Consider the following 22,766-nt stretch of genomic DNA (forward strand, 5'->3'; position numbering starts at 1 on the left):
AAAATGATAATGACTATTATTTTTATTCTCATTTATTGAGTTTCTCAACGTATTCTGTCGAATTTCTATTGGAAATCGATTCTACCTAGCCACGGAATAAGGCATTTGTGTATATAAGCGCAAAATGTAAATCAACGTAAGGATCGCGTTCATTTTGTGTAAAACCCTTTCTTTTATAAGCATTATTCTTTTGAGCGTCAGCAGCTCAGCCTTTGCCGCTACCGCCATCAGCCCAACGGATCGAGATGCGCTGGAACTCCAGCAAAAAGCATTATTGGAGCAGGCCAAGCAGCAGCGTTTATCGTTGGAAAACAACACCAACTTAACGATACCCACGGTCACTGAACCAACAGTAAAAGATGCCGTCTGCTTCCCCATCCAAAACATTGTCTTTCACGATGCAAACACTCTCTCGACGAAAGATCGGACCGCTCTCCAGCAACGCTACCAAAATCGCTGCCTTGATTTAGTCACCATCCATAACGCCGTGAGGGAAACCACCAACACCTACCTCAATCACGGCTTTGTCACCAGTCAGGCCTATTTACAGGAGCAAGACCTCTCCGGCGGCACGCTCATCATCAGCGTCAGCGAGGGAAAAATAGAAGCCATCCGCATGGAAGGGGAAACACCACTGGCAATCAAGATGGCATTCCCCGGGCTGGAAGGACGTATTCTTAATCTGCGCGATATCGAACAAGGGATGGAACAGCTTAATCGCTTGCCTTCACGGCAGGTGGCGATTGATATTCAGCCGGGAAAACAAGCCGGAAGTTCGATTGTTTATCTAAAACGCACCACGCAATCTCGCCCTGTGGCCTTGTCTCTCAGCACGGACAACAGCGGACAAAAAAGCACGGGCCGCGAACAGCTTTCCACTCATCTCACGCTCGATAACCCGCTGCGGCTCGCTGACCGCTGGTGGCTCACCGCCAGCCGTGATAGCGCATTCAACCATCGCTACGGCAGCAAAGCCTTATCGGGCGGGATGTCCTTGCCTTATGGCTACTGGACACTCGGCTATCAATACGCCTGGAACGATTTTTTCCAGCCGATCCCGATTGGCAGCAGCGCATATCGCTATGAAGGCCAAAGCAATACCCACCGCCTAAGCCTCAACAGAACGCTCTATCGGGATGGGAAGCAAAAGCTGGCGCTGGATAGCGCGCTTTCTCGTCGACGCACCGAGAACCGCATGGCAGGCGAACGCCTTGAAGTCAGCAGCCCTACGGTCAGCAGCGCCAGTATTGGACTCAGCTACAGCACCACGCTGGCAGGTGGATATTTTACGCTCAACCCGATGCTGAGCCACGGCTTGAGGAGCTGGGGCGCGACGGATGACACAAAGGAAAACAGTGGCCTGCCACGCAGCGAGTTCCGTAAATTTAGCGTCAGCAGCAGCTATTTCTACCCGCTTGCACCCTCGCTGTACTTGCTGACCTCCTTCTACGGCCAAACCACGCCGGACAACCTGTATACCAGCGAACGTGTCTCGCTCGGCGGCGAGTATTCCGTGCGGGGCTTTAAGGAACAAACGCTGACCGGCAATCGGGGTTTCTACTGGCGTAACGAAGTGAACTGGCAATTCGCCACGCTGCCGCTCTTGGGTGATATCACGCTCACAACAGCAGTGGATAGCGGATGGATCGCCGGGAAAACCGGCAAAGTTGATGGCGGCAATATGACCGGCGCTTCCGTTGGTCTGTCCGCGTCTTCACGTTGGGTAAGCCAATCCGTGTCGCTCGGCGTACCGCTGCATTTCCCAGACGATCTCCATCCCGATAACGCCGTCGTTTACTGGAACGTCTCCCTCCCCGTTACAGCACTTTTTGATTAAGCATTTATTCACAGCAAAAGGAAAACAAGGAAAGTCACATGGAAAAATTCAATAACCGCGCCACACGCGGACTTAGCTACCTGCTGATCTATCTGACCGCAATTCAGCCCTTACACCCTGCATTCGCGGCGCTCACGCCAGACAGCCCGAAAACGCAGGTCAACAACGCGGGTGCCGTCCCGGTCATCAATATCGCGACGCCAAATGCGGCAGGTGTTTCTCACAATACCTATAAAGATTTCAGCGTCGGGACACCTGGTGCCGTGCTAAACAACAGCACCGTTGCAGGCAAATCACAACTGGCCGGGCAGTTAAATGCGAATGCCAACCTCAAGGGCAAAGCGGCCGATTTGATTATCAACGAGGTGACGGGCTCCACCCGCTCAGACCTGCAAGGGAAAATAGAAGTCTTCGGGAATAAAGCCAACGTATTGATTGCTAACCCTAACGGCATCACCTGTGACGGATGTGGGTTCATCAACACGCCTTCAGCCACGCTGACGACGGGTAAACCGGTTTTAGATCAGCAAGGCGCACTTGAAGCGCTGGAAGTGAAAAAAGGCAGCATCACCATTGGTGGCAAAGGCCTGGACGGTTCAGCAACAGATTATGTCGATATCCTCAGCCGGGCAACCGAACTGAACGGCAAAATCAACGCGAAAAACCTGACGCTAACTCAGGGCAGCAATCGGGTCGATTTCAAAGCCGGCACGATCGCTCCTATCGCCGGAGAAGGTGCAAAACCACTACTGGCAGTCGACACCAAAGCGCTTGGCGGCATGTACGCTGAACGCATCCGGCTCGTGGCAACCGAGGATGGCGTTGGTGCGAACGTCGCTAACCTGACCAGCTCTCAGCAAGGCATTACGCTAGACAGCAAAGGTAAAATCCAGCTCGGTAATGTGCACGCGAAAACCGATATTAATCTGACTGCACAACAGGTCGACATCGCCGCAGGCAATACGGTGAAAAGCGATCGTGATATCACGCTTGCCAGTACCGTATTGAATAACCAAGGGAATATTATAGCAGGCGAAGATATGCGCCTGTTCAACGATAACCTGACCAACACGCAGGCCACCATTCAGGCCAACAACAACCTGTGGATCCAAAAAGACGCGACGGGGAATAAAGGCGTTAAGGTCGAAAACCGCTCAGGGACGATTAAAACCAATACCGGGGATTTGGTGATTCGGACGGAGCAGTTGGATAACTTACGCCACCAGTTCAAAATAGAACCTAATGACATCGTTCCAACCTCAACATCCATCAAGCCTTCGGAAGAAGGTGCAGAGATAACACATCAACCTTATTTTAAAGATAATAAAAATAAGAAATGGTTTGGGGATGCTATTGATAATGGTGTCGCACTGACAATTAATGAGGAGAAAACGCAGTATCTCCTGTCTCAGGAAACGCCTGAAGCAACGATCCTTTCTGGTAAAAACATTTATATTAATGCAACTCAACTGAATAACAATGCCAGTTTTATATCAGCATCAAACAACATAGTACTTACCGGGAAGAACTTCAGCTCGTTAAGCCATCGACTGGGGACAATGGATATACAGTCTGATTATATTTATGATATTGAGGAGAATTTACGAACCCCACCACCAGTCCTCAATTTTTTTGATCCAAATAGAAAAGATTCCTCATGGGTTAAAATATTAGATTCTTTTTACAACTGGCGTGAGAGCCTACCATTATCTTCTCGCATTACGGCTGGAAGTGATCTGGTTGTTGATTTCATAGACACATTAAGCTTTGATAAAAGGTCGCCTTACGATATCAAAACCCCAGATACAGTTTTCACTATTACATCTCAGCCAGCTATTACCGCAAAAAATATCGTACTAAATGGAAAGAACATTCTCATCAACGATACGTTACAAGCAACAGAAAACATAACGGCGATAGCAGAAGAAAATATTTCAATCTCCGATGCAAAACTTCAGGCTGAAAAAAATTCATCAGTCATAGCGGGTAATAATATTTCTGCTTTCCAGGGGAGCTTCATCAGTCAAAATGCTATACTCACAAGCCGTACGGGTGACATTACGATACACAGTCAACCAAAAGGTGAAAATTATTTAACAGGGCTGTATTATACACCAGAAAAACGTCAAAAATTCTCTACATTCTCTGTCTCTGATAATCTAGATATTAACTCAGGTGGGAATATATATCTATCTGACATAGAAATATCACAAAGCAAAAATATAGCCATTACAGCGAATAAAGATATTTTATTCATCCATTCTGAAAATTTCTTACAACAATCACCAGATCTTTCTCCATCTTCGGAGCAACGTCAGCCTCTTTACAACGATGCCTTACTAAGAACCAGCGAAGTTAACGCCACAAACGATATTTTAATGAATGCTGGCGGCAGTCTTCTGTTGCAAGGAAAACGCCTTAATGCTGGAAAAAATATCATCCTCAGCGGTGCATTGGATGTAATAATCAATCCGAAGAGTAAAATAAAAGGATATGATCTCGATTTTCTACCAAGTCGTGCCCCAGAGAACTCCAGTCAACTATATAGCGGCGATAACCTACAAATTAGCGCTGGACGAGATATTGAAGCTCAAGGAATAAATGTAAACAGCAAAGGAAGAGCTACATTAGTCGCTGGTCGTGACTTCACTCTTCCCGCATTAACGTACTCATTCATTGATGATTTAAATGATAACAACAAAGATGATCGCCAGTCTGTAGCCTCACTCCATGCTGATAAAGAATTAACGCTCTCAGCTAATGGCACACTTATCGCAACCGGAACCAATTTCTCTTCCGGTGGTGATATGACATTAAGTTCCGGCGGAAAAATGGAATTCAATGCCGCCGTTAATCATGTCTATCGGGAAGGGAACAATGAATACAGCGAATCCGTCACGCAAAAAAATGCTGTCTTAAACAGCGGTGGAATACTCACTCTGTTATCCAACGGCAGCATTCTCTTCCAGGCGACCCAGCTTATCGCCAAAGGTGCATTAGATGCTGCAGCCAAAGGTGGTTTCCTTTATGCACAAGCGGTAGAAGAAAGTAGCCACTACGAAAAAACTACTACTACACGCAAATGGTACGGCAAGAAAACCACCATTCGGCAAACCAGCCACAATGTGACAAATAAAGTGACAGAATTCACGGCTGGCGGTGATATTAATCTACTCAGCCGTGATGACAGCACCTATGAAGCCAGCAAAATAAACGCGGGCAAGAACGCCAAACTGACCAGCACTCAAGGCAGTATCAACTTTAAGGCGGTCAAAGACACTGCATTCGAGCAGACGATCACCACCTCAAAAGGGTTCTTCATTAAGAGTGCTGATAAAGGCTATACCAAAGACACCTGGTTGCTTCCAAGTATTCACTCTGGCGGCCAACTCACTCTTGATGCCGCCAGCGGGATTACTGCTGATGCAAAAACCCAGAATGCGCAGTCCCTGCAAAATGCTCTTTTGGTGTTGAGCAACAACCCCGGCACTGCCTGGCTTAAGGATTTAAACAGCCGCACAGATGTGCAATGGAACACGGTACAAGATGCCTACAGTACCTGGAACCACACCACACAAAGCCTGAACCCCGTTGTTGGAGCCGTGATTGCGATTGCCGTTGCGGCGGTAACCGCAGGAGCGGGGCTGGCTGCCGCCGCAGGTAACATGGCAACTGGTGCTGTGGGAACGGGAGCCAGCGCGACAACAATCGCTGTCGTAAACGGTGCAGCTTATTCAGGCATGACGGCACTGACCTCGCAGGCAGCAGTCGCACTGGTGGATAACAAAGGCAACCTGTCTAAAACGTTCCAGGCCATGAGCAGCAGCGATTCTGTCAAATCACTGGTTACCTCAATGGTGATCGGCGGCGCATTAGCAGGCTTCGATGAAGTCATGCAATTTAGTCAGGCCACTAACGGCACAACAGTAATCGACCCCGCTAAGGCTAAGCTACCCATGCTCAGCAACGGTGACTGGAGCAAAGTCGCGCAACGCGTCGCCGGACAATCAGTGATCAGCTCCAGCCTCGGCACCGCGATTAATGGCGGTAGCTTTAAGGATAATTTCACCACGGCGCTTCTGAGTAACATCGGCAGCCAAATTAACGCTGAAGGGGCGAAGTTTATCGGGGATAAGGGTGAAGTCCTAGGCTTGCCAATGGATGACCCGAGACGAGTAATCAGCCATGCGGTTATTGCGGGTGTTGCAGCAGAAATCGGAGGGGGCAATGCTAAAGGCGCTGCGGCTGGTGCGTTAGCAGCAGAGCTAGCGGCAATCAGTTTAGGTAACACTTTCGTTGACCCAGCCTTAAGAGAAATACAGATAACCTCTACTGGCAGAATTATTGGTGCTTTGGCGGGAGCAGCTATTACCGGCAAAGCCAGTGGTGTTACTAGCGGTGCTAGTGCTGCCGAAAGTGTCCTGCTATATAACTTCCTTATGCATGATGAGCCAAAAACACTCGCCGAAAAATACGCTGCATGTAAAGGCAGTAGCGATTGTGAGCGTAATGCACGCAAGGAGATGAATCAAACATCAGTAAAGAACCAAGAGATATTTGAAGGATGCCGAGCAGCAGGTAATGCCACTTGTGTTAATGACATGCTTTATGGAATTTCCGAAGCATCAGGTTACGATGAGCTCGGCAGGTTGATTGGCTTCGATCTCTCTAATTATTATAAAGAATTGGGGCAAAATGCTTATGAACGCGCCAATATCTGTGGCGGGGATATGAGTTACGGGTGTGGCCTAAAATTGTGGGCCGACCAACTACCTGAAGAGCTGCTAGGTGGGATACTCTCTTGGGGTATTGGGAAAGCTGTAAGCCCCTTAATTGGTAAATATTTTACTGAAACAGGCATACTATCTGCTAAAGAAACCGCTAATCGACTGGTGAATGGCAAATGGGTGGATGCTAATGGGCTTCCACTTCCTGTTCCACCAAGTGTTGGCGCGGCAGGAAGAGTGCCCGTTGTATTACAAACTGGCGGACACACGATGGCTGCGAGAACAGCTAATGGTTTAAATAAAGAATTTAACAAAAACCTGACCAATAGAGAATGGGGAAGAGCTCTAGAGGCATTGAAAAAATATGAAAATTTAGATAATAACTTTCACGGAAGAATATTAGACAATGGCGACTATATTGATCACACTGGTAAAATACTCGGAAACATCGGAGATTTTTTATAATGAACCCTATCCACTCAAGGATAAACACCGTAGATCCTGATTTTCAGACATGCCTAGAATGCCATGCAATGCTATCAATCTACCCTGGTGAAATGCACCCGGATAACATTAGTAGATTACTAAACATCGAGCCAACAGAAAAATTTATAGTTGGTGATGAAATAACAAATAGCCTTGGACGTACACGAAAGGTAAAAATATCATCATGGTTTCTTTCGTCTGAAAACGATGTTAAATCGAAAGATTTAAGAGAGCATATTGACTGGGTCATCGATAAACTCAGCGCCTCTCATTCTGGATTACGAGAACTGCAAAGCACCTCTGGCGTACAAATGACATTGAGGTGTGTGTGGTGGTCTGCACATGGTGAAGGTGGCCCCGTTCTCTGGCCAGAGCAAATGAAAGCATTAGCTGATTTAGATCTAGAGTGCTCACTTAATATTTATTTCCTCCCTGACGAGTAAGTAAATCGTATTACTGACAAAACGCCTGGTTTTACAACCAGGCATTTTTATAATAAAATAACGAATAAAAAATGAAAATTAATAAAAACGAAATCTACGTTAAAATGCTTCTCCTCGCGATCCCTTATATTCGGAACGTACAGTCACATAAGGGAAGAACCGATCGTTCATGCTACTATGAAGCGGAACTTGTCCATAATCTAGCTTACACGATCTTGACGCCAGATTTTGAAGATCACGATATTTACTTTCTAAACAATCAGGCAAGATATTATATTGAAAACTGTAGCGATGATATTTCAATAGCTTATAGCGGTCAAAAAGAACTTATATCATCTCTTTTTGAAATGGTTCCACAGGAAATGAAGTCGAAGCTCCTGTGGGAAGGTCCAAAATAATAATTTAAGAGTAATTCAGACAACATCCATGAAGTTTAATTCATGGATGTTGTGTAATACCCATAGGCATGGGGAGGATAAATATGAATATCAAAAAACGTCAACCTATAACTAAATGATATCATTTAAATTTCAAGCCTATTCACCATTCGGTGAACAGGCCATTTCTCAGAAGTAGCTGTCCAGACGATCGGTAAAATCAATACCCTATCGCTGCCCCGGCTGGGCGGCGGATATCATTTGCGCCGTACAGGTAACCTTCACGCACTTTCCCGGATACCGCCGAGTCATTGCCCGAATCCGCAGGCGTCACGCCCGCCGCACCCGGTAAGCCAACCAGAATCAGCTCTGCTGCGCCCCAAGGCGTCTGTTCCACCATCTTGTAGCCGCGCTGTTTCAGCAGGTTCAGCGTATCCGCAGACAGCCCACGCTGTTCGTAATACACCTCGTCCGGTAGCCACTGATGATGGATGCGCGGTGCGTCCACCGCTTCCTGCGGCGCCATGCCGTGATCGATGATATTCAGCGCCGTTTGCAGCGTGATGGTGATAATGCGCGAACCGCCGGGCGAACCGAGCACCATGAAGACTTTTCCGTCTTTCGTCACCAGCGACGGGCTCATGGACGAAAGTGGGCGCTTACCGGGGGCGATCGAATTACGTTCCCCTTGCACCAATCCGTACAGGTTTTTCTCGCCAACTTTCACGGTAAAGTCATCCATTTCGTTATTGAGGAAGAAGCCCGTACCCGGCGCAATCACCACCGAACCAAAACGCCCGTTAACAGTATAGGTCGTGGACACGGCATTACCCTGATTATCCACGATGGAGTAGTGCGTCGTTTCCGGCCGTTCGTGCGGGCCAATCCCCGGCTGCACGTTTTCGGACGGCGTCGCGTTCTCCGGTTCGATTTTTTTGCGAATTTCAGCAGCGTAATCCTTACTCAACAGGCGCTCGACGGGATTACTCACAAACGCCGGATCGCCGAGGTAGGTGTTGCGGTCCATGTAGGCGTGGCGCATCGCTTCCGTCAGCACATGCACGGTGGCAGCCGAGTTAAAGCCCGTCGATTTAATATCGTAGCCTTCGACAATATTGAGAATTTCACACATCGTGACGCCACCGGAGCTGGGCGGTGGCGAAGAGACAAATTGATAACCGCGATAGTTACAGGTTATCGGTGCCGTTTCGGTAATGCGGTAATTGGCAAAATCAGCCGCTGTCAGCATTCCGCCGCCCTGCTTCGCCGCTTTCTCCACCGTCTATGGGATCGTACCCTTATAGAAGGCATCCGGTCCTTTAGCGGCGATCGCCGCCAGCGTATTCGCCAGATCGGTTTGCACCAGCTTATCGCCGGGCTGCAACGCACTACCGTCAGGACGCAGGAAAATGCGCGCCGCCTCAGGATCGGCTTTGAAACGCTTGACGGTGGTGTCCAGAATATCGGTGTCTGCTCGCGTCAGTTCAAAACCTTCACGCGCCAGTTTAATCGCCGGTGCCATCACCTGTTCGCGCGTCAATTTACCGTATTTTTGCAGCGCAGTATCCAGCCCCAGCACCGTTCCCGGTACGCCAGCGGCCAGATAACCGTACAGGCTCGCGTCTTTTTTCACGCTCCCATCAGCGTTCAGATACATGTCGGCGCTGGCCGCCGCTGGTGCGGTTTCACGGAAATTGATAAAGGTGTCTTTCCCATCAGCTAGGTGCAGCGTCATAAACCCGCCACCGCCGATATTGCCACAGCAGGGGTTCACCACCGCCTGCGCGTAGCCCACAGCGACGGCAGCATCAATCGCATTCCCGCCCATCTTCATAATATCGACGCCAATCTGTGAAGCCAGATACTGCGAGCTGACCACCATGCCGTTTTTCGCTTCCACCGCAGGGGCCGATGCAGCCTGCACGGCTCCACTCACCAGCAGCGCCGTCACGCTCAGTGACAACAGCCATTTTCCCGATACCGCTCTTCCCAATGCTGCGTTTCTTATTCTCACGAAGACTCCTTTATTCCATTGATTTCACTGGCTGCTTTATCTCTACTTTCTTGTGAAGCCAGCTTGCAAAGTCCACGCCAACAAACAGCAGTGGCTTAACAGACTCACTAACGGCAGTAAAAAGCGTAGGAAAGGCATGAGAAATTGCGAGTATGTCGTGCCACCTTTGCGACCCGGCACGATCTATACGCACCGTCATAAAGCAACGTGACAAAAAACCGCCCCGCAAAAGAAAGGAACAAATAAGGATGCGGGACGGCGGAGAATCAATCCTTACGGGGATCGCTAATCGGCTGGCGAACGAGGAAAACGTAGGCCAGCGCACCCAATACCGTCACACAACCACAGATGATCAGCGCCAGACGGAAGGAATTCGTGGTATCCACAATAAAGCCGGTCACAATCGGGGCGAATGATGCGCAGATGAAGCTAGCAAAGTTTTGGATACTGCCGACCGATGCCGTCATACGCGACGCAACGGCAACATGGATCAGCCCCCAGCACGATGTTCCCGCGAAGTGGATGCAGAACAACGCCATACTAATCAGTGACACAGCCTCGATTGAGGTTGTCGCCTGTGGCACCACAAAAGTAAAAGCGGCTGAGCACAACATACCAGCAATGATGCAGATTTTACGGCTCTTGATCGGCTCCATTCCTTTTTTCACTAACCAATCCGTGACATAGCCGTTCACCAGCATTCCGGCGGCACCAAACAGGAAAGGGATCGCCGCCATCAGACCCGTGCTTTTTAAATCCAGATTATAAGCCGTTTGCAGATAGCCGGGCAGCCAGGCCAAATATAACCACGCGGTATAGTTGATGCCGCTAAAACCCAGCATCATGCCCCACATCGTGCGGTTACGAAACAGACTGCGCCATTCAATAAAACTCAACGGATCGCGGCGAGCGTTCACACTGCCCGCGTTCAGGTAATTCTGCTCATCCGCGGTGAGTTCAATCTGCTCACGGTTGCGATACAACATATACCAGCCGATAGCGAGAAAAATGCCGAATAGGCCGATGGTAATGAACATGCCGCGCCAGCCCATAACTAACATCATCGCCGCCAGAATGGGTGGACTTATCGCAACACCAATGGTTGAAGCCGCATTAAAGAATCCCATCGGACGGCCACGTTCTTTGATGTTAAACCAGTCGTTGATCACCTTCACGCCGCATGGATTCATCGGTGCTTCACCAATTCCCATACCAATACGAACCAGTACGAACTGAGTGAAGCTGTGTACCATGCCAGACAGCGCCTGAAACAGTGACCAGAAAAACATCCCAAGGCCCAGCATAATGCGCGGGCCTTTACGATCCAGCAACGGCCCACAAGGGAGCTGTGCAATCCCATAGGCAAGAGAGAAAACGGAGAGTAATGCCCCGATTTCTGTCGCACTTAGCCCCAATTCCTGACGAATCGTTAAGTTAGCCACCGACAGAGAACTTCGGTCGAGATAATTAATCACCGCAGCAAAAAATAGCAGAATCATTGCGGTAGTTTGAATACGTTTAATTCGACTACTGCGTTTAATTATTCCCTCTGGCGGTGCTGAAGAACGGGTATCAAACGAAGAACGCGGGTCTAGCGTTATATTATTCTTTTCCACGTCTGGCTCCTGGATATTATAATTTTATCTTTACTCAACGCAGGGTTGAGTAAAGTGGTTTTAAACGGAAAGCAATGAAATATGTCATCACCACTCACGAATTTTTATTAATAAATTCGACTTCTCGTGAGCATAGATAAGAGATATTTCTCAGGCGTTTTTATTTTGATAAAACCGTGCTCTTGATAATGATTTACGGTTTTTAATCGGTTTTTAATAGTCAGCCCGCGCTGTTTGATTAATTGAGCGAATCATCGATTGTTTAGCTGAATCCAAATGGTTACGTAGCGCCAGCGTGGCATCCAGATCGCTTCGGCAGATCAACGCGCTGAGGATGGTCATGTGCTCGTCAATCGCAATGATGTTGCGCTGTTTGAGATCGCTTTCATCCCACTGGTAGTGGAAATGGAATATTACAGAGATGATTTCAAGAGACTGATCAAAAAAGACATTTTCAGCAGCAGAGAGTAAAAGCGCATGAAAGCTACGGTCGAGCTGTGAGAACATGCGAAAGCTGTTACCAATGCTGTCACGTAACATACGGTGGCGTTCCAGCAAGGTTCTGGCCTGTAGCCAACGGGGGTCGTCGTCCGGCAAATTGAGGAAATGTTGCAGAGCATGCGTCTCCAGCATTTCCCGCAATTCAAAGAGCTGTTCCGCATATGCCTGATCGAACTCTTTCATGCTCCACTGCCCACGTTTTTCGTTCTGAATCAGGTTGTAGCGCCCAAATTTTAACAGATACTCGCGTACTACCACCGGGCTGACACCCGCGTCACGCGCCAGTTGTAGCTCGGAGAAGACCTCACCGACACGGAGCTGACGCTGGTTGATCATGGTGAAAAATGCCTGCTCGAAAATGCGGTTTTGCTCATCCATCGGCGCGGTAATGCAGGTGAACCCATCGTCGTGGTCGGGTTTTCGGGCAATCACATAATCGCTGCCAACCTGTGTAAGCACACCGCAGTCACGCAGGTGAACCAGAATATGACGCACCGTCGTGCGGCTGATGTTATACATCTCCGCCAGCGCATTTTGCGACGGCAGAGGCGACGGAATATGACCACGGGCCATATCGTCGATAATCTGATTAATAACATTGTGACGTAAATTTTGTGAACGACTCATGAGAGATCTCCTTTTTTGCACACATTAAAAACCGATTTAAAACATTTTTATGAGTCCGCACTCACAATTTACAGCTCCTGTCTCTCATCAATATTTTTTTTCATCAATATCTGGAAAACAAAAAACAGGAGAGAAAAATCATGTCAACAATGAATACATTGATTTGCCAGGAACCGAAAAAACTTGTCTGGAAAAAACGTGAAATACCTATTCCGGGTGAGAGTGAAACATTAATTAAAATTAAGTCTGTGGGTATTTGTGGAACAGATATTCATGCCTGGGGAGGGAATCAACCCTTTTTTAGCTACCCACGCGTATTAGGTCACGAAATATGTGGTGAGGTTGTCGATACAGGCAAAAATGTACATCAATTTAAAAAAGGCCAGCAGGTTGCCGTTATTCCCTACGTAGCCTGTCAGCAATGCCCTGCCTGCAAAAGCGGCCGTACCAACTGCTGCGAGAAAATTTCAGTCATTGGCGTACATCAGGATGGCGGATTCAGCGAATATCTGGCGGTGCCCGCCACAAACGTACTGCTTGCAGAAGGGATCGATCCACAAGCGGCGGCATTGATCGAGCCATATGCCATTAGCGCGCATGCTGTTCGCCGGGCGAAAGTGCAACGTGCCGAACAGGTGCTGGTCGTCGGTGCCGGCCCCATTGGCCTCGGCGCAGCGGCCATCGCCAAAGCAGACGGCGCTCAGGTGGTGGTTGCGGATACCAGCGCTGCCCGCCGCGAACACGTCATTGCTAACCTGAATCTGCCGGTCGTCGATCCCTCTGCCGAGGACTTTGAGGCACAGCTACGCGCCGAATTTGGTGGTTCATTGGCTGAAAAAGTGATTGATGCCACGGGAAACCAGCATGCGATGAACAACACCATTAACCTGATCCGCCACGGTGGCAGCATCGTGTTTGTCGGTCTGTTTAAAGGTGATTTGCAGTTTTCCGACCCTGAATTCCATAAGAAAGAAACCACGATGATGGGCAGCCGTAACGCCACACCGGAAGATTTCGCCAAAGTGGGACGTCTAATGTCTGAAGGCAAACTCACCGCAGAAATGATGCTGACGCACCGTTACCCGTTTGCCACATTGGCTGACATCTATGAAAAGGATGTCATTAACAACCGTGAGCTAATCAAAGGCGTCATCACATTTTGATGAGGGAATAATCATGAAGACATTGAATCGGAAAGACTTTCCCGGCGCATGCTATCCAACAAAAGTGATTCAGTTTGGTGAAGGCAACTTCTTGCGCGCCTTTGTGGACTGGCAGTTGGATGTGCTGAATGAGAAGACCGATCTTCAGGCGGGCGTAACGATTGTGCGCCCCATTAATACCGATTTTCCACCGTCACTCAATACGCAAGATGGGCTTTACACCACGGTCATTAGGGGGCTTAACGAACAGGGCGAGGCCGTCAGCGATGCGCGTCTGATCCGATCGGTAAATAGCGAGATTAACCCGTATCAGAATTTTGCCGATTACCTGGCACTGGCCCATAATGCCGCCACTCGCTTTGTTTTTTCAAACACCACGGAAGCGGGCATCAGCTATCACGCTGGAGACAGCCTCAACGATACGCCGCCAGTCAGTTTTCCCGCCAAGCTGACACGCCTGTTGCTGGAACGCTTTACGTATTTTAACGGTGGGAGCGATAAAGGCTGGGTCATCATCCCCTGCGAACTGATCGACTATAACGGTGAAGCGCTTAAAACTCTGGTTCTGCGCTATGCCCAGGAATGGCAGCTCTCACCCGCGTTTATCGACTGGATTGAGACGGCAAATACCTTCTGCTCCACGCTCGTGGACAGAATCGTAACGGGATACCCGCGTGAAGAATCGTCAGCGCTGGAAGAGAAACTGGGCTACCACGATGCCTTTCTGGATACCGCCGAACATTTTTACCTCTTTGTCATTCAAGGCCCCAACTGGCTAGCGGATGAACTGAAACTTGCAGAATGCCCGCTTAATATCCGCATTGTTGACGACATCAGACCCTATAAAGAACGTAAAGTAGCGATTCTGAATGGTGCACACACCGCTCTGGTTCCAGTTGCCTGGCTCTGCGGTCTAGATACGGTAGGTGAAGCCATGCAGGATGCCGATGTGCGTCGCTTTGTAGAAAATACGCTACATCAAGAAATCATCCCGGTGCTGGATTTACCGGCGAATGAGTTGCGTGAATTTGCCGATGCCGTCACCGGACGTTTTCAGAATCCCTATATTCGCCATCAGTTGCTCTCCATCGCACTCAATGGCATGACTAAATTCCGCACACGTATTCTGCCGCAGTTGCTGGCAGGCCACCGCGACGGGCGCTTTCCGGCACGATTGACGTTTGCACTGGCCGCGCTGATTGCCTTCTACCGCGGAGAACGAGCGGGCGAGACTTATCCTTTACAGGATGATGAGCAGTGGCTCACCCGTTACCGCCAGCGGTGGCCACGTGTGGGGACCGATCTAACCGTGCATGAATTGGTCAACGAGGTGCTCGCCAATACCGCGCACTGGGGGGAAGATCTCACCCAACGGTCAGGTTTAGTGGAGCAGGTGACAGCCGATCTGAACGATATTTTGGCGCAAGGGATGCGCCAGGCGGTGAAAGCGCGGGAATAGCGATGATCGACAGCGCCCACCGGGCGCTGTTTTCTCTGGCAAGAGAATACGTTCTGCTACGATTGCCGCGCAGGCCGCCATAAACGCAGCCGCGCACCAAACACATTCACCAACAGGCCGACCATAATCAGCACCGCGCCCACGATCTGTAGTAACGAGAGCGATTCACCCAGAAAAACGGCGGCGCTGACCAGTCCAACCACCGGCACCAGCAGCGACAGAGGAGCCACACGCCAGGTTTCATAGCGCGCCAGCAGGCTTCCCCAAATCCCATAGCCAATAATGGTTGCCGCAAACGCCAGATAAACCAGAGATAATATCGTCGGCAGTTGGATGGCAGTTAAACTATGGACAATCGCGTCCCGACCTTCAAACAGCCAGGAACTGATGAAAAATGGCGCGACAGGCACCAGCGCCCCCCACACTACCAGCGACATGATGCGCACATCGCTGTTTTTGCTCATGATCACTTTATTGATAATGTTGCCCACCGCCCATGACAGCGCCGCCGCCAGCGTCAGCAGCAGCGTGGTGGTAGTCATTCCAGAGGACATTTGCAGCGCCGTGCGACCTTCTGCCAGCACGACCATCCCTAGCGCCGCCACCAGAATGCCGACAACGTGATTCCAGCGCAGCTTTTCCGATAGCAAGAGCGCGCCAACCAGCAGCGTAAAAAAAGCCTGAGCCTGTAGTACCAGCGAGGCAATCCCGGCAGGCATGCCCAGCTTGATAGCGAGGAACAAAAAGCCAAACTGACCAAAGCTGATTGTCATGCCATAGGCGAGCAACCATTTCAGGGGAATACGTGGGAAAGGAACAAAGAAAATGGCCGGGAGCGCCACCAGCGAAAAACGTAGCCCTGCCAGTAAGAAAGGCGGCATGTCGTTCAGACCAACCTTGATCACCACGAAGTTCACGCCCCATAGCACGACAACACACAGCGCGAGCAGCGCATCTTTCAACGACATTCTCATCCCCTGATCAAATACGTAACAAATACCTTCTCCAAGGTACGCGTAAAATGAAAATACGGATAAGAAAAGATAATTATGACGTTACGTGACAATGACTAAGCGTAACCATGATATGGGATAGCCGACCACTCGAATTCGTGGTCGGCAAGATAGCGTTTATTCGATGGCGATCGGTTTTTCCGTCAGCGTGGTTTTATTGTCACCCTGAATGGCTTTCACTTTCTGCTCCGTTTTCTGTACCGCATCTGCACTACTCAACAGGCTGTACGTCAGCTCAAACGTCGTACTCTGACCGGGCTGTAGCTTTTTGACCCGCCCTTGTTCACGTTCAATCGTGACTGGATAGGCGTAGTTGGTGCCGGGCTCGATCCCCGTGACGTAGCCCTGTTTTTCCGTATCCGTGTTTTTCCACAGCGTCAGCAGCGGCAGTTGGTGGGTATCAAAGGCAATCGACACGCCCTTATCCCCCGCCTTGTTCACCAGCGCCGCCAGCGTTTTGCCCTGTGCATCCGTATACGGCGTAATGTTGAACACCATTTCATCAAAGTCTTTTGTCGGCCCTTTGTAGGTTTGCCAGGTTGCGAGACCCGCTTTGGCATGGTCATTAAACGGAGAAATGTCTTTTACTGGTGCGATGAAACGTGCGCCTTCTTCCAGAATAGGCGTACCGAAATTGCTGTGGTAGATAATCTGATAGTCGCGCGGGTAATCGGCTTTGTTAGTCAGCACATCGTGCACAGTAAACGACTCGCTGCCGGGGACGTAACGCAGCTCGGTCCAGGTTTCCAGATTCGACTTCTTAAAGCTGTTTTCCTTCAGCAGGCCGCGCACCGTAATGGTATGCGGTGCTTTATCGCTGACTTCTACCACCACTTTTGACGCTGGCGTGTTGCCCGCACGGCCATGCAGGGTATAGATCATGCCGTCGCTGACAACCGGGTGCCCCGTCCATTCGAAGCCGCAGCGCACCATCATCTCATTGAAACCTTCCAGCCAGCCCAATCCATTACGGCTTTCCAGATTGATGGTATTCGGGTTGACGACCTCATCAACTGGCGAATCCCACCCTAAACGGATGTTTTTGCCTGTTACATGCAGCAAGTTCATCCCTCGCGTCGGGCTGAGGGCAATTTTCAGGCCGTCCTGACTGGTAATCGTGATCACTTTACTGCCTTCCTGACGTCCGCCGTGCAGGACTTTTTGCTCAATGCTGAAATGCTGATTGTTGATCTTCAAGGCATCACTGCCAATTTGCCAGTTTCCCTTTTCCACACTGCCTTCAGCATCTGTCAGCACAAACGTCTGCGCCGATAGTTGCCATGATGTCAGCGCCAGTGTAATGCCTATAGCCAGTAATTTTTTCATGTTAACCATCCCTTTTTGCTGAATTGTTTTAGCTAATGCGAGCTAAAGACTACAAATCAGCGGATGGTCAGAATGTGATAGCTATCACCAGATGGAAAAATTCGGCATTGTCGCGTTATTTATCCAATTGCCATCACTGATTCACTATGAATGGCGTTTATAATTGCAGAATTATTGAGATATCGATCGGTAAAAGCTGACATCGTTTCAGCAAAATAAAGCATGCCGTCTAAAATCATTTCCTCGCATCTGTTCACCTCAGCGATTTGTTCTGAAAATAAAAAGCCAAACAGGATAAAAAATTATCGGACTGTTTTTTGACCACATTGCACCCTATTGGCGCAAGCGCTATGGTTGCCGATAACCTGTGTACGACCACTGATAACTAAACTATGAACTTTTCTCTTTTCGGCAAGAAATTCACGCGCCACGCTGGCATCACCCAATTAATGGACGATCTGAACGAAGGGCTGCGTACGCCAGGCGCCATCATGCTGGGCGGCGGCAATCCGGCACATATTCCAGAGATGGACAGCTACTTCAAACAGCTGTGTCAGGATATGCTGGAACAAGGGAAATTAACGGAAGCGCTCTGCAACTACGACGGCCCGCAAGGTAAGGATACGCTGCTTAAGGCGCTGGCCGAGCTACTGAGTAATGAATTAGGCTGGCAGATTGGACCACAGAATATTGCACTAACAAATGGCAGCCAGAGTGCGTTTTTCTACTTATTTAACTTATTTGCCGGTCGCCACAGCGATGGCAGCCTGAAAAAGGTGCTGTTCCCGCTGGCACCGGAATATATCGGCTATTCGGATTCCGGGCTGGACGACAACATGTTCGTCTCCGTTCGTCCACAGATCGAACTGTTGCCCGAAGGGCAATTTAAATATCACGTCGATTTCGATCATCTGTCGATTACCGATGAGATCGGGCTGATCTGCGTCTCCCGCCCGACAAATCCGACCGGTAACGTGCTGACCGACGACGAGCTGATGCGTCTGGATATTCTGGCGCAGCAGCACAACATTCCCCTGCTGATTGATAACGCCTATGGCGTACCCTTCCCCGGCATCATCTTCAGCGATGCGACGCCGCTGTGGAACCCGAACATCATCCTGTGCATGAGCCTGTCTAAGCTGGGTCTGCCCGGCTCACGCTGCGGTATCGTCATTGCGGATGAAAAGGTGATCTCCGCCATCGGCAACATGAACGGCATCATTAGCCTGTCTCCGGGCGCGGTCGGCCCGGCGCTGGCACACGAGATGATTCAGCGTGGCGATCTGCTGCGCTTATCTAGTGACGTCATACGCCCGTTCTACCAGCAACGCGTAACGGAAACCATCGCGATCATTCGCCGCTATCTATCGCCCGAGCAGTGCCTGATTCATAAGCCGGAAGGTGCGATCTTCCTGTGGCTGTGGTTCAAGGATCTCCCTATCACGACGGAAATTCTGTACCAACGCCTGAAAAAACGCGGCGTCCTCATGGTGCCGGGTCACCATTTCTTCCCCGGCTTAGATCAGGACTGGCCGCACGCTCACCAGTGCATGCGCATGAACTATGTGCCAGAGCCAGAAAAAATCGAACGCGGTATTGCGATTCTGGCGGAAGAAGTTGAAAAGGCGATGCAGGAAGGCTAATTCGCCGCAAAAAATAGACTCGTCATTAAACGAAATACGGTTGGGGCAAAGCATCGCCCCACTATTTTTACCGCCCACTTGCAGCATGCCAAGGTCAGGCATTCCCTCTTGATTATTCACCCTCCCAGTTTTGCCATCCCGTTCTTACCGCCACAAAATCAGGCGACTAACGATTAGCTTCTTGAATTATTTTCTGCATTTTTAATCGGTAATAACATCGATTTATCCCCAATCAATAGTTAATCCATTCCCAAAAGACGGTCATCTAACATCCCTAACAAAAACTTTCAGCATAACTGCGCATTCTGCGCAATTTCTTGCTCACTTTCTGGTGTAAATCACTTTTTGCGCAATGTCTGCAAACGATTCGCAAAGTCTGCGCAACTTCTTGCTCAAATTTTGCTTAGTAAAAATTTGCATTAGGTAAATTCATTTATAAAACAAATAGATAAATTTTGGCACATGAATTGCTATGTGAACGGCGAAGTACTAACCCTGTTCAACAACTCATTCCGTTTAACAACAAGGAGCAAGACTATGCCAACTCCATGCTATATCAGCATCGAAGGTAAAACTCAGGGCAACATCACCGCGGGTGCTTTCACTTCAGATTCTGTCGGCAACATCTATGTGGAAGGCCACGAAGACGAAATGCTGGTACAGGAATTCAAACACATTGTCACCGTACCGACCGACCCACAATCAGGTCAGCCATCCGGTCAGCGTGTACACAAACCGTTCAAATTCACCGTCGCGCTGAACAAAGCGGTTCCGCTGATGTACAACGCCCTGGCGTCTGGCGAAATGCTGCCGACCGTGACCCTGAAATGGTACCGCACGTCGGTTGAAGGTAAGCAAGAGCACTTCTTCTCTACCGTACTGACCGATGCCACCATCGTTGACGTTAACTGCCAGATGCCACACTGCCAGGATCCAGCGAAGCTGGACTACACCCAGTTGATCGAAGTATCGCTGGCCTACCGCAAAATCGATTGGGAACACACCGTTGCAGGGACTTCCGGTTCCGATGACTGGCGTGCGCCGGTCGAAGCGTAAGTTTCTATTTAACCCGGGCTTGCCCGGGTTTTCTGCATTGAGCCATGGCCACGCCATGCCTGAGTGTGGATGACAGCATCAGGAGGACGGATGGCAAACAGTACAGGATTACAGTTCACCGTTAAGGTCGGCGCATTGCCTGCATCAACCTTTTCCGTAGTGGATTTTCAGCTCAGCGAGGCACTTAACCAGCCGTTTGCCCTGTCGCTGAATCTGGCCAGCCCCTTACCGGGGATCGATTTTGGTGCTGTTCTCGACCAGCCCTGCGAACTTCTGGTGTGGTACGAAGGCGAGCTCCAAAGGCGAGTAAGCGGCATTATCAGCGCGTTCGCACAGGGTGACACCGGCTTTCGCCGCACACGCTATCAGGCAGAAGTCCGTCCGGCGCTGTGGCGTTTGGGGCTGCGTACCAATGCCCGTATCTTTCAGGCACAGAAACCGGAAGCCATTATTGGCGCACTGCTGGAAGAAGCGGGCATCACCGACTACGCCTTTGCGTTGCGTAACGAGCACGCGGTGCGGGAATACTGCGTGCAGTATCGGGAAAGCGATTTAGCTTTTATCACCCGACTGGCCGCAGAGGAAGGTCTGTACTTTTTCCATGAGTTTGAGGAAGGCAAACATCGGCTGGTTTTTGCCGACGATGCCGGCGCGCTGGCCAAAGGCCCTGAGCTGTTTTTCAACCTTGCTACACAGGGACTAAGCGAAGGAGCGTACGTGCGCCGTTTCCGCTACGCTGAGGCGGTACGCACTGCCGAGGTAGCGCTGAAGGATTACAGTTTCAAAACCCCGGCCTACGGATTGCTGCACAACAAGATGAGTGGTGAGTTGGAGCACCAGCACGAAAGCTACCAGCACTTCGACTACCCCGGTCGTTTTAAACAAGATCCGAGCGGCAAGGCCTTTACCGGCTATCGGCTGGACGCACTGCGAGCGGGTGCGATGACCGGTTCAGGCGAGTCCAATGCCGCTGAACTGATGCCAGGTAGCAGTTTTACCTTAACCGAACACCCCAATCTGGCACTCAATATCGCCTGGCAACTGGTTGCCATCACCCACAGCGGGCAGCAGCCGCAGGCGCTGGAAGAAGAAAGCGGCGGCGAACCGACCACCTACAGCAACAGCTTCGAGGTCGTGAAAGCCAGCACAACGTGGCGTGCTGACCTGCCGTACAAGCCAATGGTAGACGGCCCGCAAATCGCCACCGTCGTCGGCCCGGCGGGTGAAGAGATCTACTGCGACCAGTACGGTCGGGTAAAATTACAATTCCCGTGGGACCGCTACGGCGCGAGCGATGACCAGAGCTCCTGCTGGGTTCGCGTCAGCCAAGGTTGGGCCGGTGGTCAGTACGGCCTGATCGCCATCCCGCGCATCGGCCATGAAGTCATTGTGAGTTTTCTCGAAGGCGACCCAGACCAACCGATCGTGACGGGCAGAACCTTCCACGCCACCAACCCATCACCCTACCCGCTGCCCGCCAACAAGACGCGCACCTCAATCCGCACATCAACCCACAAAGGCGCAGGGTTCAACGAGCTGCGCTTTGAGGATCAGGCCGGTCAGGAAGAAGTGTTTATCCATGCTCAGAAAGACATGAACACCGTAGTGCTGAATAACCGCAGTACGGGTGTAGGCGTCGACCATGCAGAGAACGTCGGACGGGATCAGGTCAGTGTCATAGGCCGCCATCAAATTCTTAACGTCGTCGAGAATCAGGGAACGGAAATTCAGGGTGCCCAGAAAGTCATCATCGGAGCCGGTCGAGAAACCGAGGTCACGATGAATGACAAGCTGACGGTAACGGGAAATATCACCATCACCTCAACCGGCGGCAATATCGAACTGACGACGGGAGCAGGATCGCTGACCATTTATAAGAATGGCGATATCGACATCAAGGGCGTGAAGGTCAACGTGATCGGCAGTGAACGTATTGATTTAAATAAATAATTAGAGAATGAGTCACCATACTACATGGTGTGGTGGCTTAGGGCTTACAACCACACCATTATTCGAGACATTTTATCGTGACGACGACATCTTCTTCCCACTGCATCTTCACCGAAGGCCGTATCACACTGCCTGACGGCTACCGCGATCGCACTGTGAATGCGTTTACGCCCAGTCAGGAAGGCGAACCTGCGTTTACGGTATCACGCGATGTCCTGAACGACGGAGAGGTATTGAGCGGCTATATCGACAGACAGCTGAATCTGATGACTCAGCATTTTAAAGGCTGGAAAACACAGGCCCGTGAAGCGATTTGGTTAGGCAATAACGTACTGGAAGGTGAAAGCCTTCAGGCAAGTTATCTGCGTGATGGTCAACGCATTTGGCAGCAGCAGGCGGTATTCGCAGTAGATAGCGTACAGATTCTGGTTTTCACCCTATCGAAAACTGCCGCGCCTTCTGCTGCCGATGAATCCCGGTTCAACGCCCTGCTCGGGAGCTTTACGTTTAACCAATAACGATAAGGAA

Annotated in this window: 14 protein-coding genes and 1 pseudogene; 10 read left to right on the plus strand and 5 right to left on the minus strand. The window is 50.1% G+C overall.

All coding sequences use genetic code 11. The features are described from left to right. The first annotated feature begins 154 nt into the window (after positions 1 to 154). The 4 genes from EIP93_RS21885 to EIP93_RS21900 all read left to right on the plus strand — a co-directional run bounded on the left by EIP93_RS21885 (position 155) and on the right by EIP93_RS21900 (position 7,891). Entirely contained in the window at positions 155 to 1,837 is a 1,683-nt protein-coding gene (locus EIP93_RS21885; protein ID WP_039542058.1) for a ShlB/FhaC/HecB family hemolysin secretion/activation protein, read from the plus strand. A gap of 38 nt (positions 1,838 to 1,875) precedes the next feature. Further along, positions 1,876 to 7,029 carry a DUF637 domain-containing protein gene (locus tag EIP93_RS21890; protein ID WP_125233271.1) on the plus strand — a complete coding sequence of 1,718 codons (5,154 nt, stop codon included), beginning with the start codon at positions 1,876 to 1,878 and terminating at the stop codon, positions 7,027 to 7,029. 68 nt (positions 7,030 to 7,097) lie between these two features. Further along, the gene (locus EIP93_RS21895; RefSeq protein ID WP_240044158.1) at positions 7,098 to 7,493 is read left to right on the plus strand and encodes a DUF4279 domain-containing protein; all 396 of its coding nucleotides are present in this window, start codon (positions 7,098 to 7,100) and stop codon (positions 7,491 to 7,493) included. Positions 7,494 to 7,564: 71 nt separating this feature from the next. Beyond that, a complete protein-coding gene (locus EIP93_RS21900; protein WP_039491997.1) occupies positions 7,565 to 7,891 on the plus strand; it encodes a hypothetical protein in 327 nt (108 codons plus the stop codon). A 199-nt stretch (positions 7,892 to 8,090) separates the two neighbouring features. On the opposite strand, the pseudogene ggt reads toward EIP93_RS21900, so the two are convergent. From ggt to EIP93_RS21915, 3 genes and pseudogenes are all read right to left on the minus strand, one after another. Beyond that, positions 8,091 to 9,833: pseudogene (gene ggt, locus EIP93_RS21905) on the minus strand (gamma-glutamyltransferase). A 317-nt stretch (positions 9,834 to 10,150) separates the two neighbouring features. After that, entirely contained in the window at positions 10,151 to 11,500 is a 1,350-nt protein-coding gene (locus tag EIP93_RS21910; protein ID WP_116163919.1) for an MFS transporter, read from the minus strand. A gap of 213 nt (positions 11,501 to 11,713) precedes the next feature. Then, a complete protein-coding gene (locus EIP93_RS21915) occupies positions 11,714 to 12,628 on the minus strand; it encodes a GntR family transcriptional regulator (RefSeq protein ID WP_103943617.1) in 915 nt (304 codons plus the stop codon). Between the two features lie 140 nt (positions 12,629 to 12,768). Here EIP93_RS21915 and EIP93_RS21920 point away from each other — a divergent pair, with 140 nt between their 5' ends. Continuing rightward, the gene (locus EIP93_RS21920) at positions 12,769 to 13,791 is read left to right on the plus strand and encodes a zinc-binding alcohol dehydrogenase family protein (protein WP_125233272.1); all 1,023 of its coding nucleotides are present in this window, start codon (positions 12,769 to 12,771) and stop codon (positions 13,789 to 13,791) included. 13 nt (positions 13,792 to 13,804) lie between these two features. Beyond that, the gene (locus tag EIP93_RS21925) at positions 13,805 to 15,250 is read left to right on the plus strand and encodes a tagaturonate reductase (protein ID WP_125233273.1); all 1,446 of its coding nucleotides are present in this window, start codon (positions 13,805 to 13,807) and stop codon (positions 15,248 to 15,250) included. A gap of 56 nt (positions 15,251 to 15,306) precedes the next feature. On the opposite strand, the gene EIP93_RS21930 is transcribed toward EIP93_RS21925, so the two are convergent. Together EIP93_RS21930 and EIP93_RS21935 are read right to left on the minus strand one after the other, a co-directional pair. Further along, positions 15,307 to 16,218, minus strand: coding sequence for an EamA family transporter (locus tag EIP93_RS21930; RefSeq protein ID WP_125233274.1), 912 nt, complete (start codon positions 16,216 to 16,218; stop codon positions 15,307 to 15,309). A gap of 162 nt (positions 16,219 to 16,380) precedes the next feature. Continuing rightward, entirely contained in the window at positions 16,381 to 17,589 is a 1,209-nt protein-coding gene (locus EIP93_RS21935) for an aldose 1-epimerase family protein (RefSeq protein WP_103862362.1), read from the minus strand. Positions 17,590 to 17,981: 392 nt separating this feature from the next. On the opposite strand from EIP93_RS21935, the gene EIP93_RS21940 reads away from it, so the two are divergent. From EIP93_RS21940 to EIP93_RS21955, 4 genes are all read left to right on the plus strand, one after another. Then, positions 17,982 to 19,232, plus strand: a complete 1,251-nt coding sequence (locus EIP93_RS21940; protein ID WP_103862363.1) for a valine--pyruvate transaminase — start codon at positions 17,982 to 17,984, stop codon at positions 19,230 to 19,232. 537 nt (positions 19,233 to 19,769) lie between these two features. After that, positions 19,770 to 20,288, plus strand: coding sequence for an Hcp family type VI secretion system effector (locus EIP93_RS21945; protein WP_012822145.1), 519 nt, complete (start codon positions 19,770 to 19,772; stop codon positions 20,286 to 20,288). Between the two features lie 90 nt (positions 20,289 to 20,378). Next, on the plus strand, positions 20,379 to 22,238 hold the full coding sequence (locus EIP93_RS21950) for a type VI secretion system Vgr family protein (RefSeq protein ID WP_125233275.1): 1,860 nt from the start codon (positions 20,379 to 20,381) through the stop codon (positions 22,236 to 22,238). 77 nt (positions 22,239 to 22,315) lie between these two features. Continuing rightward, on the plus strand, positions 22,316 to 22,756 hold the full coding sequence (locus EIP93_RS21955) for a DcrB-related protein (protein WP_103862365.1): 441 nt from the start codon (positions 22,316 to 22,318) through the stop codon (positions 22,754 to 22,756). Positions 22,757 to 22,766: the final 10 nt, after the last annotated feature.

Source organism: Pectobacterium versatile, assembly GCF_003932035.1.
GTDB lineage: Bacteria > Pseudomonadota > Gammaproteobacteria > Enterobacterales > Enterobacteriaceae > Pectobacterium > Pectobacterium versatile.

What these genes read in the sequence shown, in the direction of transcription:
- EIP93_RS21940 (WP_103862363.1), top strand. Translation starts at nt 17,982, where the DNA reads ATGAACTTTTCTCTTTTCGGCAAGAAATTCACGCGCCACGCTGGCATC.
- EIP93_RS21945 (WP_012822145.1), top strand. Translation starts at nt 19,770, where the DNA reads ATGCCAACTCCATGCTATATCAGCATCGAAGGTAAAACTCAGGGCAAC.
- EIP93_RS21925 (WP_125233273.1), top strand. Translation starts at nt 13,805, where the DNA reads ATGAAGACATTGAATCGGAAAGACTTTCCCGGCGCATGCTATCCAACA.
- EIP93_RS21930 (WP_125233274.1), bottom strand. Translation starts at nt 16,218, where the DNA reads ATGTCGTTGAAAGATGCGCTGCTCGCGCTGTGTGTTGTCGTGCTATGG.
- EIP93_RS21895 (WP_240044158.1), top strand. Translation starts at nt 7,098, where the DNA reads ATGCTATCAATCTACCCTGGTGAAATGCACCCGGATAACATTAGTAGA.
- EIP93_RS21915 (WP_103943617.1), bottom strand. Translation starts at nt 12,628, where the DNA reads ATGAGTCGTTCACAAAATTTACGTCACAATGTTATTAATCAGATTATC.
- EIP93_RS21920 (WP_125233272.1), top strand. Translation starts at nt 12,769, where the DNA reads ATGTCAACAATGAATACATTGATTTGCCAGGAACCGAAAAAACTTGTC.
- EIP93_RS21950 (WP_125233275.1), top strand. Translation starts at nt 20,379, where the DNA reads ATGGCAAACAGTACAGGATTACAGTTCACCGTTAAGGTCGGCGCATTG.
- EIP93_RS21935 (WP_103862362.1), bottom strand. Translation starts at nt 17,589, where the DNA reads ATGAAAAAATTACTGGCTATAGGCATTACACTGGCGCTGACATCATGG.
- EIP93_RS21890 (WP_125233271.1), top strand. Translation starts at nt 1,876, where the DNA reads ATGGAAAAATTCAATAACCGCGCCACACGCGGACTTAGCTACCTGCTG.
- EIP93_RS21900 (WP_039491997.1), top strand. Translation starts at nt 7,565, where the DNA reads ATGAAAATTAATAAAAACGAAATCTACGTTAAAATGCTTCTCCTCGCG.